Annotated in this window: 12 protein-coding genes; 9 read left to right on the top strand and 3 right to left on the bottom strand. The window is 62.8% G+C overall.

Annotated elements, in window-relative coordinates; genetic code table 11:
* Window positions 1–16: 16 nt before the first annotated feature.
* Window positions 17–907, top strand: coding sequence for a UTP--glucose-1-phosphate uridylyltransferase GalU (gene galU / locus U5805_RS07300; protein WP_322102875.1), 891 nt, complete (start codon window positions 17–19; stop codon window positions 905–907).
* Between the two features lie 43 nt (window positions 908–950).
* On the opposite strand, the gene U5805_RS07305 is transcribed toward galU, so the two are convergent.
* Both U5805_RS07305 and U5805_RS07310 read right to left on the bottom strand, forming a co-directional pair.
* Window positions 951–1,466, bottom strand: coding sequence for a nucleoside deaminase (locus U5805_RS07305; protein WP_322102780.1), 516 nt, complete (start codon window positions 1,464–1,466; stop codon window positions 951–953).
* A gap of 32 nt (window positions 1,467–1,498) precedes the next feature.
* Complete coding sequence (locus U5805_RS07310) at window positions 1,499–2,599, bottom strand: BMP family ABC transporter substrate-binding protein (protein ID WP_322102781.1); 1,101 nt, start codon at window positions 2,597–2,599, stop codon at window positions 1,499–1,501.
* Between the two features lie 320 nt (window positions 2,600–2,919).
* On the opposite strand from U5805_RS07310, the gene U5805_RS07315 reads away from it, so the two are divergent.
* Both U5805_RS07315 and U5805_RS07320 read left to right on the top strand, forming a co-directional pair.
* Window positions 2,920–4,539: a S53 family peptidase gene (locus U5805_RS07315; RefSeq protein ID WP_322102782.1), complete on the top strand. Its 1,620-nt coding sequence runs from the start codon at window positions 2,920–2,922 to the stop codon at window positions 4,537–4,539.
* A gap of 132 nt (window positions 4,540–4,671) precedes the next feature.
* Window positions 4,672–6,336, top strand: coding sequence for a S10 family peptidase (locus U5805_RS07320; RefSeq protein ID WP_415914551.1), 1,665 nt, complete (start codon window positions 4,672–4,674; stop codon window positions 6,334–6,336).
* Window positions 6,337–6,361: 25 nt separating this feature from the next.
* Here U5805_RS07320 and U5805_RS07325 read toward each other — a convergent pair whose 3' ends face one another.
* Window positions 6,362–6,886 carry a nucleoside 2-deoxyribosyltransferase gene (locus U5805_RS07325; RefSeq protein ID WP_322102783.1) on the bottom strand — a complete coding sequence of 175 codons (525 nt, stop codon included), beginning with the start codon at window positions 6,884–6,886 and terminating at the stop codon, window positions 6,362–6,364.
* Between the two features lie 390 nt (window positions 6,887–7,276).
* On the opposite strand from U5805_RS07325, the gene U5805_RS07330 reads away from it, so the two are divergent.
* The 6 genes from U5805_RS07330 to U5805_RS07355 all read left to right on the top strand — a co-directional run bounded on the left by U5805_RS07330 (window position 7,277) and on the right by U5805_RS07355 (window position 14,565).
* Window positions 7,277–8,584, top strand: a complete 1,308-nt coding sequence (locus U5805_RS07330) for an MFS transporter (RefSeq protein WP_322102784.1) — start codon at window positions 7,277–7,279, stop codon at window positions 8,582–8,584.
* 278 nt (window positions 8,585–8,862) lie between these two features.
* Window positions 8,863–10,101 carry an NAD(P)/FAD-dependent oxidoreductase gene (locus U5805_RS07335; protein ID WP_322102785.1) on the top strand — a complete coding sequence of 413 codons (1,239 nt, stop codon included), beginning with the start codon at window positions 8,863–8,865 and terminating at the stop codon, window positions 10,099–10,101.
* 139 nt (window positions 10,102–10,240) lie between these two features.
* A complete protein-coding gene (locus tag U5805_RS07340; protein ID WP_322102786.1) occupies window positions 10,241–11,512 on the top strand; it encodes an autotransporter strand-loop-strand O-heptosyltransferase in 1,272 nt (423 codons plus the stop codon).
* Between the two features lie 140 nt (window positions 11,513–11,652).
* On the top strand, window positions 11,653–12,534 hold the full coding sequence (gene ugpA / locus U5805_RS07345) for a sn-glycerol-3-phosphate ABC transporter permease UgpA (RefSeq protein WP_322102787.1): 882 nt from the start codon (window positions 11,653–11,655) through the stop codon (window positions 12,532–12,534).
* Window positions 12,534–13,379, top strand: coding sequence for a sn-glycerol-3-phosphate ABC transporter permease UgpE (gene ugpE / locus U5805_RS07350; RefSeq protein ID WP_322102788.1), 846 nt, complete (start codon window positions 12,534–12,536; stop codon window positions 13,377–13,379). Before ugpA ends, ugpE begins: the two co-directional genes overlap by 1 nt.
* 88 nt (window positions 13,380–13,467) lie before the next feature.
* Window positions 13,468–14,565 (top strand): sn-glycerol-3-phosphate import ATP-binding protein UgpC, encoded by a 1,098-nt coding sequence (locus U5805_RS07355; protein ID WP_322102789.1) that lies wholly within the window; start codon window positions 13,468–13,470, stop codon window positions 14,563–14,565.
* Window positions 14,566–14,699: the final 134 nt, after the last annotated feature.

A 14,699-nucleotide genomic window follows, 5' to 3' on the forward strand; every position in this document is an offset into this window, starting at 1 on the left:
TCTGGGAATGGACATCATGCTGAAAGTCACCAAAGCGGTATTTCCTGTTGCGGGCCTGGGCACGCGCTTCTTGCCGGCTACCAAGGCTAGCCCGAAGGAAATGCTGCCGATCGTCGACAAGCCGTTGATTCAGTATGCGGTGGAAGAGGCGATCGCAGCGGGGATCACCGAGATGATTTTCGTGACCGGCCGCAGCAAGCGCGCCATTGAGGACCATTTCGACAAGTCCTACGAGATCGAAAGCGAACTCGAGGCCCGCAACAAGCAGAAGCTGCTCGACCTCGTGCGCAGCATCAAGCCGGCCAATGTCGACTGCTTCTACGTGCGCCAGGCGGAAGCGCTCGGCCTTGGCCATGCCGTGATGTGCGCGGAAAAGCTCGTGGGCGACGGTCCGTTTGCCGTGATTCTTGCGGACGACTTGCTCTACAGCTCCACGCCCGTCATGAAGCAACTCGTGAACGTGTTCAATCACTATCACAGCTCCGTGATCGGCGTGGAGGCCATTGCGCGTGAGAACAGCGCCTCGTATGGCGTGGTGGACGGCCGCGAGTGGGAAGAGGACGTGTTCAAGCTTTCGGGCATCGTCGAAAAGCCCGCACCCGAAGCGGCGCCGTCGAACCTGGGCGTCGTGGGCCGCTACGTGTTCATGCCGACGATATTCCAGCATCTGCGTGCGCTGAAGCCCGGCGCGGGCGGCGAGCTGCAACTCACCGACGCCGTGCAGTCGCTGCTGGCCGAGGAGCAGGTGCTCGCCTACCGCTACATGGGCACGCGTTTCGATTGCGGCAGCAAGCTCGGCTATCTGAAGGCAACGGTCGAATTCGCGCTGCGTCATCCTGAAGTGAAAGACGAATTCGAAGCGTATTTGCAGGCACATTTGCCGGCCGCGCTCGCGGCGGCGGCCTGATTATCCAACGGCCGGGCGCGAGGCGAAGGAACGGCGCGCGGGCTCAGTGTCCGCGCGCCTGCCAGAACGCGCGCTGTACGCGCATCACGTCCTCTTCCACTTCCTCGATGGGTCCGAGAAGATCGACGGCCTTCTGGCAGTGGTCGAACACGTAACGCGACGAAACGCTCATGGTCGGATTTTCATCGTGACGCCCGGTGGCTTCCAGCAGGCGCGCTTCGGTCAAGCCGAACACGACGCGCCCGATATTGGCCCAATACGCGGTGCCCGCGCACATGCAGCAAGGCTCGACCGACGTGTATAGCGTGCATTGCCAGAGATAGTCCGCGCTGAAATTCATGGCGGCGATGCGGGCGAGCACCGCCTCCGCGTGATTGACCGTGTCGACGTTGCCTTGCTCGATCAGCACGGTCTCGTGGTCGGGGCCGACGAGGATCGCGCCGAACGGATGGTGCCCGAACGACGCGGCGCGCTCGCCCACGGCCGCCGCGCGGCGCAAGTGGCGCACGATTTGCTCGCGCGTGGGCGATGAAGCGGGCGCAGCCGTGAGTGCCGTCATGCCTGTCTCCTTGCTGGAATGGGAAAGCGCGCTTACTTCGGAACGCTGCCGTCGACGCCTTCGACGAACCAGTTCAGGCGCAATAGTTCGGTATCCGAAAGGGATTTTCCGGCGGCCACGCGTATCGTACCCGTTTGATCCTTGATCGGCCCGGCGAACGGATCGAACGTGCCCGCCACGATCGCATTGCGCTTCGCGCTCAACGCTTTTTGCGCGGCCGGAGAAACGGCGCTCGTGTTGATGTCGGCGAGGTCGATCGCTTTTTCCTTGAGACCCCACCATACCGGCGCGTTGGTCCACGTACCGGCCATGACCTGCTGCACGAGGTGCGAGTAATACACGCCCCAGTAACTCACGCACGCGCCGAGCTGCGCATTCGGGCCGAACTGCTTCATGTCGGAATCCCACCCGAACGCGTGAACTTTCTTCTGTTCGGCGGTTTGCATCGTTGCTGTGGAGTCGGTGTTCTGGATCAGCACGTCGGCGCCCTGGCCGATCAACGTTTCGGCAGCCTGCTTTTCGCGACCCGGATCGAACCAGCTATTGATCCAGATGACTTTCACTTTTGCGTTGGGATTCACCGAGCGCGCGCCCATCGTGAACGCGTCGATATTGCGCACCACTTCGGGCACCGGCACGGAACCCACGAAGCCCAGCAGATTGCTTTTCGTGGTGTAACCCGCCACGAGGCCGGCCAGGTACGCGCTCTGATAAGTGCGCACATCATAGGTCGCGAAGTTGGGCGCCTTCTTGTAGCCGGTCGCGTGCATGAATACCGTATCGGGATAGTCCTTCGCCACTTTTAGTTCGAAGTCCTGAAAACCGAAGCTCGATCCCACGATGATCTTGTTGCCTTTCGCGGCGAGGTCGCGAAACACGCGTTCGGAGTCGGCGGATTCGGGTACGTTTTCCACGCGCGTTACCTTGATCTTGTCGCCGAACTGCTTTTCCACGGCTTTCACGCCTTGTTCGTGCGCGTAGGTCCAGCCCGCGTCGCCGGGATTGCCGAGATAAACGAATGCGACGCCGATGGGCGGCGTCGCGGCCACGCTCGTGCCGATCGACAATGCGGCGCCGAATGCCGCGATAATGAGCGGAGCGGCGCGAACCGCGCGTGCCAGGCGTTCTTTCATGAGGTCTCCGGTAAGCGGAAGTCAGGATGAACGCATGTTCGCGAGCCAAATATTGGGGAAATATTTGTTGTCGTTATCTCTCGCATAACGAAGCTAATATGTTGGGAAACGGTTTGCGGCATGCGCGGTTTTTCACGCTGTAAAAGCCGGGCACATGAACTGCTTGATTTTGCGCGGTTTGCGTCCGCGTTCGACGGCATGACGCAAAGGTATGCAGGCAGCATCGAACGGCATGCGGTGCCCACGTGGCGCGCGGAATCCGGCAATTCGTCGCGGGTCCGACCGTCGAAGGGCACGCGCTTCATCAAGGAGAACGAGCCATGACGAGGCATCCCGTGGCAGACAGCAACCACCCCGCGCCAAGCGGCGCGCAGTGCGTGGGCGCTTGCGACCCGACGGAACATTTCGACATCGTGCTGATCTTGCGGCGTCAGTCGTCGGCCGAATTTCACGAGCTTGTCGACCGGCTCGCGGCGAACGCACCCGGCGCGCAACCCGTCTCACGCGAGGAATACGAGCGGCGTTTCGGGGCTTCGGCAGAGGACGTGAAGCGCGTGGAGCAGTTTGCCGCCGCGCACGGCCTGCAAGTCGCCCATGCCGATCCGGCGTCGCGGCGCGTGGTGCTTTCGGGCACGGTGCAGCAGTACAACGCGGCGTTCGGCATCGACTTGCAGCGCTTCGAGCATCAAATCGGCCAATCGAAATTTCACTTTCGACAACCCAACGGCCCGGTGCATTTGCCCGACGACGTTCACGACGTGATTACCGCGGTCGTGGGTCTCGACAATCGCGCGAAAGCGCAGCCGCATTTCCGCATCAATCACGGCGCGGCGCCGGGCGCCGAAGCCAGCGATCCTTCCATTCGACCGCCGATTCGGGCCGCGCGCGCCGTCAGCAATTCGTTCACGCCGTTGCAGCTCGCCGAGCTTTACGACTTCCCGCCCGGCGACGGCAAGGGGCAGTGCATCGCGCTGGTCGAAATGGGCGGCGGTTACAGCACCGACGATTTGAGTGCCTATTTCAAGGCACTTGGCGTGACCATGCCACGCGTGGAAGCCGTGTCCGTCGACGAGGCCGGTAATGCGCCCACAGGCGACCCCAACGGCCCCGATGCCGAAGTGACGCTCGACATCGAAATAGCGGGCGCGCTCGCGCCGGCCGCGCTCATCGCCGTGTACTTCGCGCCGAATAGCGAGGCCGGTTTCGTCGATGCCGTGAGCGCCGCGCTGCACGACAGCGAGCGCAAGCCTTCGGTGATTTCGATCAGTTGGGGCGCGCCCGAATCGACGTGGTCGCAGCAATCGCTCAGCGCGCTCAACGACGCGATGCAAACCGCCGTCGCGCTTGGCGTGACCGTGTGCGCGGCGTCGGGCGATAGCGGCTCGACGGACGGCGTGAGCGACGGCGCCGATCACGTCGACTTTCCCGCATCGAGCGTCTATGCGCTCGGCTGCGGCGGCACGCACGTCGTCGCTTCGGGCCGGCGGATCACGCGCGAAACGGTGTGGGGCAGCGGCGACGACGGTGCAACGGGCGGCGGCGTGAGCGCCACGTTCGCGCTGCCCGCATGGCAAAAAGGCTTGCGCGTCGTGCGGCGCGACGGCGGCGCGGGCGGGCTCGTGCGGCGCGGCGTGCCCGACGTTTCCGCCGACGCGGACCCGGCCACGGGGTACGTGGTGCGCGTGGCCGGCGCGGACACGGTGGTGGGCGGCACGAGCGCGGTGGCGCCGCTCTGGGCCGCACTGCTTGCGCGCATCAACGCCACGCGCGGCACGCCTGTGGGCTTCGTCAACGCGAAGCTCTATGCGCAGCCTGGCGCGTTCAACGACGTCACGAGCGGCAGCAACGGCGACTACTCGGCCGCGCCCGGCTGGGACGCCTGTACGGGCCTCGGCACGCCGGTGGGCAGCAAAGTGGCGGCGGCGCTCTCGCAGGCGTAGCATGAGCCGTCGCGCGGTGCATCGTGGCGCGGCGCGACGCGTTTTTACGGTACGAAAGTTCGCGACGGTCCATGCGCGAAGCATGTTGCCGATGCGAGCGCTGTGCTTGCTCTAGTCGACACAGGAGACGACATGAACGACGAGGCGCAGTCCACCAGCAACGGTCAGGCGCACGGCCGGGCCGGCGGCAACGGCAAACATCGCGGTCCCGCGGATCAACCTTGCTTCGATCCCACCGCTTACGGCAACGGCCCCGACGACTTCGTCACCGACGTGACCGAGAACGCCGCGATCACGCATCACGCGATCCAGATCGGCAAGGAAGTCATCGCCTATACGGCCACGGCGGGGCATCTCGTCACCGTCGATCCGAGCAGTTCGCAGCCCAATGCGAAAATTTTCTACGTGGCATTCACGAAAGACGGCGTGCAGGCGCAGGATCGCCCCGTAACGTTTTTCTATAACGGCGGGCCGGGGTCATCGTCGGTGTTCGTGCTGCTCGGCTCGTTTGCGCCCAAGCGCATCAAGACTTCGATGCCGGGCTTCACGCCGCCCGCGCCCTATGCGCTCGAAGACAACCCCGACAGCCTGCTCGACACGAGCGATCTCGTGTTCATCAACCCCGTGGGCACGGGCTATTCGGCGGCCGTCGCGCCGCATCACAACCGCGACTTCTGGGGAGTCGATCAGGACGCGGATTCGCTCAAGCAATTCATCAAGCGCTATCTTTCGGCAAATGATCGCTGGAATTCGCCGAAGTTTCTCTACGGCGAGTCGTATGGCACGGCGCGCAGTTGCGTGCTGGCTTACCGGCTGCATGAAGACGGCATCGACTTGAATGGCGTTACGCTGCAATCGTCGATTCTCGATTACACGCAAAGCGGCAATCCGGTTGGCGCATTGCCGACGGCCGCCGCCGACGCATGGTTTCATCAGCGTCTGGGGATAAAGCCCGCGCCCAAGGATTTGCAGGCCTTTGCCGCACAGGTCGCGCAATTCGCGCGCACGGATTATCGCGAGGCGCTTTCGAAATTTCCCAATGCGAAAGATCCGGCCATTACCGCCGCGCTAACGAAACTCTCTCAATACACCGGTATTGATACGCAAACGCTCGAATCGTGGAATCTCGACATTGCCGCCTACGACAGCCGCGGCAATTCGCTTTTTCTCACCACGCTGCTCAAGGACAAAGGCGTGGCGCTGGGTTCGTACGACGGCCGCGTGACCGCCATCGACACCGGCATCGCGGGCAACGTCGACCCGAATTCGGGCGGCAACGATCCCACCATGACGGCGGTGAGCGGCGTTTATACGGCAATGTGGAATAGTTATCTCAACGAGCAATTGAAATTCCGCACTAATTCGTCATTCACCGATTTAAACGATCAGGCTTTCCAGAACTGGAACTTCGGCCATATCGATCCGACCGGCGCGCAAAAAGGCACCGATGCGCAGGGTAACGTGGTGCTTTATACGGCCGGCGATCTGGCGGCGGTGATGGCGCTCAATCCCGACTTGCGCGTGCTTTCGGCGAATGGCTATTACGATTTCGTCACGCCGTTCTATCAAACCGTGATGGACTTGCAAAAGATGCCGCTTGTCGATCAGAAGGTGCGCAACAACCTGAGCGCGCGCTTCTATCCTTCGGGGCATATGGTGTATCTCGACGCGGCTTCGCGCACGGCGCTTAAAGCCGATCTCGCGAAGCTTTATCAGTCGGCGGTGGCGGACCGGCCGGCGGTGGCGCGCATTCGTGCGTTGCAGCGCATGAACACGATGAGCGCCATGCAGCACTGAACGGAGCGAACGCCAAGGCGCGCGGCTATGGCGTACGGCCTTGCGCCATGGCTTCGAGACACGCGCGCGCATCGCCCTGCACGATGCGTGCCGCGCACGCGATCATCAAATTCTTCGCAAGGCCGAAATCTTCCACGAAATAGCCGCGGTCGCAAATGCGGCCTTCCGAGCCGGCCGTGGAAGGCACGCGTTCGATTAGCGTTCCCGCGTCGGACGTATAGGCCCAAATTTCCTTGCCGAGGGCGGCTGCATAGCCAATTTCGAATGCGGTGCCGGAGTCCGGCTCGCCGGGGCCGCGAAAATCGTTCACATTGGCCATGACGATTTCGGCGGCGCGAATGGCGTCGATATTCGAACGATAGATCCACGCGGCTTTGCGCGGGCCGTCGAGATCGGCGGGCGCTTCGGCGTCGAGCGGATAAACGCCTTCAAAGCCGAATTCGGCGCAGGCCGCGACAAGTCGCGCGCCGTGTTCGCGCGCGTCGCGGCGAAACACGTCGAAGCCGGCGAGATACACGCGCGGACGGCGGGGCGGCGAAGCAATATTCATGGCGCGCGATCCTCCTTTCACAATGTCGAATATTCGAGTGGGCGATTCTAGCGCCGTGGCGTGGGCGTTTGCGGTTTCCGCCAGTGCTGCGCTATTTCGGGGCTTTCATTCGGTTGACAATAAATATTGCCCGTGGCTACGATCATGCCCGTTGCATCGCCGCGTGTGCAAAGGCGCGTGCGTGATTTCATGCCGGGTCGTGCGGTTCGCTGGTAGCATTCGCGCTCGATACCGGCGGGGCAGCGCGCGTTTCCGAACATGCGCCCCCGTTTTTACGCCGACCTGCTGGCCCATTCGTGGTGCATGCTTCATGCCTGCCGGAACCGACTGAGGCCATCGGGCAGGCAACCCGCGATGCCGCCGGGCATCGCTTCGCACCATGTGGAGACCATGAATACATTTGCCAGCGGCCAATCGAAGGCCGCATTGCAGGACATCGAGGCGCGCGCCTATGCGAAAGCCACCTGGCGTTTGCTGCCTTTTTTGTTTCTTTGCTACGTCGCCGCCTATCTGGACCGCGTGAACGTGGGTTTCGCGAAATTGCAGATGCTCAATGATCTGCAATTCAGCGAGACCGTGTACGGCCTTGGCGCGGGCATCTTTTTCATCGGTTATTTCTTCTTTGAAGTACCCAGCAACATTCTCATGCACCGCGTGGGCGCGCGGCGCTGGATCGCGCGCATCATGCTTACGTGGGCCGTGATTTCGGCGGCGGCGTTGCTCGTGAAAACGCCCATGCAGTTCTACATCGTGCGTTTTCTGCTGGGCGTGGCCGAGGCGGGCTTTTTCCCCGGCATCGTGCTGTATCTCACGTACTGGTTTCCGGCCGCGCGCCGTGGCCGCATGAATGCGCTATTCATGATCGGCATTCCCATTGCCGGCGTGGTGGGTGGTCCGCTTTCGGGCTGGATTCTCGCGGCTTTCACGAGCGCGAGCGGTTGGGCGGGCTGGCAGTGGCTGTTCCTGATCGAAGCCGTGCCTTCGTTCGTGCTGGGCGTGATTACGCTGTTCTATCTGCCCAACAACATTCGCGCCGCGAAATGGCTTTCCGACGACGAAAAGGCCGTACTCGAGCAGAACATCGCGCAGGATAACGTGGGCAAAGGCCATGCGTCGATCGGTTCGGTGTTCACGAACGGCCGCGTGTGGCACATGGCCATCATCTACTTTTGCTGCATGATGGGCCTGTACGGCATCAGCTTCTATCTGCCCACGCTCATCAAGGCAAGCGGCGTGAAGGACGCGCTCAACGTGGGCCTTTTGACGGCCATTCCCTACGCGTGCGCCGTGGTCAGCATGCTCAGCGTGGCAAGGAGCGCCGACCGCTCGGGCGAGCGCCGCTGGCACTTCGCCCTGGCTTCGCTGGCATCGGGCATTGGTTTGTATTTCAGCACCGTGTTCGGCGCGAATGTGCCGCTCGCCATGATTGCGCTTTCCGTGGGCGCGGCGGGCATGCTCGCGACGATGCCCGTGTTCTGGACCTGGCCGAGCGCGATTCTCGCGGGCGGCTCGGCCGCGGCGGCCATCGGCATGATCAATTCCATCGGCAATCTGGCGGGCTTCGTGAGCCCGTCGATCATCGGCTGGCTCAAGGACGTGACGCATAGCACCAACGCGGGCATGTACTTCGTTTCCGGCGCGATGGTGCTGGGCGCGTTGCTTGCATTTCTGTTGCCGAAGAAACTCGTGAACGATTGAGTTCCGGCGCGCTCGCGCGCATCGTCATGAAAAGCAGCGGCTTTTGTCGCTGTTTTTCGATCAAGACGAAAACGCTATGAATCGCGCGGCGGACGACACCGACGGCACACCGCATTGCGCGCACTGCGCGGCGAATCCTCGCTGTTTCGCGAGCACAAACCGTGCGATCATCTCGTTCCTTGGCGCGCTGGCGGGCGCGGCTTTGCTGCGCTGCAAACACTGCGCGCATGAGCCACCCGCCGCCGATGCGCGCAACGAATCAATGAACGGGAGCGGACATGCAAGAAGGCAGCACGGTGGTGATCGTCGGGGCAGGGCATGCGGGCGGCAACGCTGCTGCGCTGTTGCGGCAATACGGGTTCGAAGGCCGCGTGGTGCTGGTCGGCGAGGAGCCCGTGCCGCCGTATCATCGTCCGCCGCTGAGCAAGGCTTACCTGAGAGGCGAGGCCGATGTCGAGCGCCTTTGGCTGAAGCCGCGCGCATTCTACGACGATCAACGCATCGAACTGAAACTCGGCACGGCGGCGCAATCGCTCGATCCAGCGGCGCATACGCTCACGCTCGCGGACGGCAGCGAACTCCATTACGACAAACTGATTTTTGCCATGGGCTCCATGCCGCGCGCGTTGGCGGTGCCGGGCCACGATCTCGAAGGCGTGGTGGCATTGCGCTCGCTCGCCGACGCGGACGTGCTGCGCGAGCGAGTGAAGCCGGGCGGCCAGCTCGTCGTGGTCGGTGCGGGTTATATCGGGCTGGAAGCGGCTGCGGCGGCGCGTCAATTGGGCCACGCGGTCACGGTGCTCGAAGCCGCGCCGCGCGTGCTGGGGCGCGTGACGGGCGAAACCGTTTCCACGTTCTATGCAAACGAACATCGCGCGCAGGGTGTGGATTTGCGTCTGAACGCGAAGATCGAGGCGCTCGTGGGCGAAGGCGGCAAGCTTACGGGCGTGAGGCTCGCCGGTGGCGAGATCGTGCCGGCCACGCTTGCGTTGATCGGTATCGGCATCGTTCCCAATGAAGCGCTCGCGCGCGACGCCGGCATCGCGTGCGCCAACGGCATTCAGGTGGACGACGACGCCCGCACGAGCGATCAAGACGTTTTCGCTATCGGTGATTGCGCGCATCGGCCGCTTTCGCACTATGGCCGCGCGGGCCGGCTCGAAAGCGTTCACAATGCCGTGGAGCAGGCCAAGCTCGCCGCGGCGGCCATCGTCGGCAAACCGCGGCCCGCATGCGACGCGCCGTGGTTCTGGTCGGATCAATACGATCTCAAGCTGCAAACCGTGGGCCTTTGCGAAGGTTATGACGAAACGATCGTGCGTGGCGACCCCGCCGCGCGCCGCTTCGCCGTCTATTACCTGAAGGACCGCGAGCTGCTGGCCGTGGATGCCGTGAGTTCGATGCCCGACTTTCTGTGCGGCAAGAAGCTCGTGGGCACGGGCCGCAAGCTCGACCTCGACGCGCTGCGCGATCCCGCCACGGAAATCGGCAAATTCGCGGCGGCAACGCTGGCATGAAGGCCGATCGCGTGATTCGTTGAGGTACGTGCTACGACGATAGCGGCGGTCTGCCTTATGATGCGTGCCGTCCGGGCCGGTGCCCGGAGCCGGTGCGCGCCTTGCAGCGGCAACACCGTGTTTCAAGGACTTTCGTGCCATGAATTCGTCGATCGGCGGCTCGTCGCTTCCCACTCTCCAGCCGGCCAACGCGTGCGCCGCATACGCACAGCGCGGCGTTCATACCGCCTCGTTCGCGCAGCTCGGCGCGCCCGTTTTGCCGGGCCCCGAAGGCATCCGCTTCGACTTCAATTACGGCTGCCGCGTGCAAGTGCCGCGCGACGGGTGGCGCGTGCGCATGCGCGATCTCGACACCGGCAACGTGGTGTTCGATGCCGCGCTGCAAGCGGACGAAGTGGCCGCGAGCCGCCGCAAGTATTTCGTCCGGTTCCTGCTCGAAGTGATGGAGGGCGACCGCCTCGTGTTCTCGCATGCGTTCGATGCGAAGGGCCGGCGCGTGCGCATCGAAGTCGGTTCGGGCGCGATGGGCGACGCCATTGCCTGGATGCCCGCATTCGAGGCGTTTCGCCGGCAGCACGGCTGCGCGCTCACCGTGCGGATGCAGGACTGGCTGAGCCCGTTGTTCGAAGCGGGCTATCCGTCCATCGACTTCGTCGGGTCGGACGAGGCCGGCGGCGAGGAGCCGGTTTATGCGACTTATCGCGTCGGCTGCTACAAGCCTTTCGCCGATCGCGATCATCAGCCGACCGATATGCGCGTGAGCAACCTCCAGGATTTCGCGTCGTATATGCTCGGCGTTCCGGCCATCGAGCGCCGCCCGCGCGTCGCGAGTGCGAATCCCGCGCGCGTCATCGAAGGGCGCTACGTTTGCATTGCTACGCAGGCTTCGGCGCAATGCAAATACTGGAATTATCCGGGCGGTTGGTACCGGTTGGTGGAGCACCTGAAATCACGCGGTTACCGTGTGCTTTGCATCGACCGCGACCGCGAATCCGCCTCGCAGGAAGCCGTGAACGTAATGCCGTCCAATGCGGAGGATTTCACGGGCGCGTTGCCGTTGCAGCAACGTGCGAGTCTGCTTGCGAACGCCGACTTCTTCGTGGGCCTGGGCAGCGGCCTTTCGTGGCTGGCGTGGTCGGTGCAAACGCCTGTCGTGCTGATCAGCGGCTTCTCGCATCCCAAGGCGGAATTCCATACGCCGTGGCGCATCATCAATTTCCACGCGTGCAATAGCTGCTACAACGACACGCAATTCGAATTCGACGACGGCGATCATGGCTGGTGTCCACGGCACGCTGGGGACGCGCTGCGCTTTCAATGCACGAAAGCCATTACGCCGGAGCATGTGATTCGCGTGGTCGATCAGCTTATCGACGCGCAGCTCGCATCGCGGCGGAATCCAGACGAATAACGTCTCGAATCGCGCGGCTCCCAGTCTCGGCTAGAATGCGTACGCGGCGCCGCCTGAAGGCGGCCACGGCATTCCGATAATCAAGCCGCGCCACCAGGCGTTCGCATGGCCGTACGCCGCGATTCGAGGAGAGTGAAGCGATGGAACAACGCTCCCGCTTTGGGACGGGTTTGCTGCCTTATCTGCTCGTCGGCCCGCAACTTGCGGTGACCGTCATTTTCTTTCTCTGGCCGGCCGGCGTGGCGCTAATGCAGTCCACGCAGTCCGAGGATGCTTTCGGCACGTCGTCGGTGTTCGTCGGTTTCGCCAATTTCACGCGGCTCGCGCACGATCCGCTCTATCTGGACTCGGTCAAGACCACGCTCGTTTTCACCGCGCTCGTGACGTTCGCCGGGCTCGCCATTTCGCTGTTGCTCGCGGCCATGGCGCACCATGTCACGCGCGGCAAGCGCTTCTATCAAACTTTCCTGATCTGGCCGTATGCGGTCGCGCCCGTCATCGCCGCCGTGTTGTGGGGTTTTCTCTTCAATCCTAGCATCGGTCTCGTGACGTATGCGCTCGCGCATATGGGCGTGGTCTGGAATCATGCGCTGAATCCGGGGCAGGCCATGGCGCTCGTGGTGATTGCTTCGGTGTGGCAGCAGATCAGCTATAACTTTCTCTTCTTCTATGCGGGCTTGCAGTCGATTCCGCAGTCGCTGTTCGAAGCGGCCGCAATCGACGGCGCGGGGCCTGTGAGGCGCTTTTTCGGCATCGCGTTTCCGTTGCTCTCGCCCACCGGTTTTTTCCTGCTCGTCGTGAATGTGGTTTACGCATTGTTCGATACGTTTCCGGTGATCGACGCGGCAACGGGCGGCGGTCCCGGCCAGGCGACCCGCACGCTCGTGTACAAGATCTTCGACGAAGGGTTTCGCGGGCTCGATATCGGCAGCTCGGGCGCGCAATCGGTCGTGCTCATGCTGATCGTCACGGCGCTGACGGTGTTTCAATTCCGTTTCATCGAACGGCGGGTGCAGTACTGATGATCGAAAACCGCAAATACTTCAATCTGTTTTGCCATGCGATGCTGTTGCTCGGCCTCGCCGTGGTGGTGTTCCCGGTGTACGTTGCGTTTTGCGCGGCCACGATGAACGAAAAGGAAGTGTTTTCCGTGCCGCTTTCGCTGTTGCCCAGCACGCATCTATTCGCGAACGTCGCCACCGTCTGGCGCAATGGAACGGGCAACGCGGCAAGCCCGTTCGGCGTGATGCTGATGAATAGCGTCGTTACCGCGCTCGTGATCTCGGTAGGCAAGATCGCCATTTCGATTATCTCCGCCTATGCGATCGTGTTCTTCCGCTTTCCGTTCCGGCGGCTCGCCTTCTGGCTTATCTTCGTCACGTTGATGCTGCCGGTGGAAGTCCGCATATTTCCGACCGTGCAGGTGGCGGCCACACTGCATCTCACGAATACGTATGCGGGCCTAACCTTGCCGCTGATTGCTTCGGCCACCGCCACGTTCTTATTCCGGCAATTCTTTCTCACGCTCCCGAACGAATTGATCGAGGCCGCGCGTATCGACGGAGCGGGGCCGATGCATTTCTTCTGGGACGTCGTATTGCCGCTGTCGAAAACGAACATCGCGTCGCTGTTCGTCATCACGTTCATCTACGGCTGGAATCAGTATTTGTGGCCGATCCTGATGTCGAGCACGGCGTCCATGACCACGGCGGTGGTCGGCATCAAGAGCATGATTTCGAGCGGCGACGCCGCAACGCAATGGCATCTCGTGATGTGCGCGACGATGATCGCCATGCTGCCGCCGCTTGTTGTCGTGCTGGCCATGCAGCGCTGGTTCGTGCGCGGCCTGGTCGACGTCGAGAAATGACGATGAAGGCGCGCGAAAGCGCGTCGGCAGTCAATCCATTCATAGCGAAGCACAGCATCGAGACGTTTTTCGTCTCGCGGGGGAAGGCATGGCGGCATTGACCATACGCGGCGTGACGAAGTCATACGACGGCGCGCATCAGGTATTGCACGGTATCGACGTGGACGTGCAGGACGGCGAATTCATGGTGCTCGTCGGGCCTTCGGGATGCGGAAAGTCCACGCTGTTGCGCATGGTGGCGGGGCTCGAAAGCATCACGTCGGGCGAGATAGCGATTGGCGGCAAGGTGGTCAATCGCATGGAGCCCAAGGATCGCGACATCGCCATGGTGTTTCAGAACTATGCGCTTTATCCGCACATGACGGTCGCGCGCAACATGGGTTATAGCCTCAAGCTTCAGGGGCTCGATCGCAAGACGATTGATGCGCGCGTGAATGCCGCGGCCGACATTCTCGAGCTTGGCACGCTGCTCGAACGCAAGCCGCGCGAGCTTTCGGGCGGCCAGCGCCAACGCGTTGCCATGGGCCGCGCCATCGTGCGCGAGCCCGCCGTTTTTCTTTTCGACGAACCGTTGTCGAATCTCGACGCGAAGCTGCGCGTGCAAATGCGCCTTGAAATCCAGCGTTTGCACGCGCGGCTGCGCACGACGAGCCTGTACGTCACGCACGACCAGATCGAGGCGATGACGCTTGCGCAGCGCGTGATGGTGCTGAACGGCGGCCGCGCGGAGCAGATCGGCACGCCCAGCGACGTATATGACCGGCCGGCTTCGATGTTCGTCGCGAGCTTCATCGGGTCGCCGGCAATGAATCTGTTGCGCGGGCGTGTGAGCGACGACGGCCGATGCTTCGAAATCGCGGGTAACGGGCCGCATTTGCGGCTTGCCGAGCCGCCCCCATGGCTGCCGAAAGGTGCCGAATGCGTGTTGGGCGTGCGGCCCGAGCACATGTACGTGCGTGCTGCCGAATCGGCGCAGCCGGTGCGGAGCGAGCCGGTCACGCTGGAAGTGGAAACCTGCGAGTTGCTGGGCGCGGACAATCTCGCGCACGGACGTTGGGGTAATGCCGATGTGGTGGTGCGTTTGCCGCATGAAACGCGGCCGGCGCCGGGCGAGCGACTTGCGGTGCAGTTGCCGGCTTCACGCCTGCACTTCTTCGATAGCGCCACGGGAGCGCGGCTCGGCTAACGCCGCAAAACAAGCCGGAAATCGCCCTTGCGCCGCACCTCGCGCGCGCGAATGTCGTAAACTGTTGCTACGTGCGGATACGGCTATCCGCACGTTTTGCTTCTGCAATACACCGACCTTGGCGACATGGCAGC

The sequence above is a fragment of the Paraburkholderia sp. J41 genome, from assembly GCF_905220235.1.
Taxonomy (GTDB): Bacteria; Pseudomonadota; Gammaproteobacteria; order Burkholderiales; family Burkholderiaceae; genus Paraburkholderia.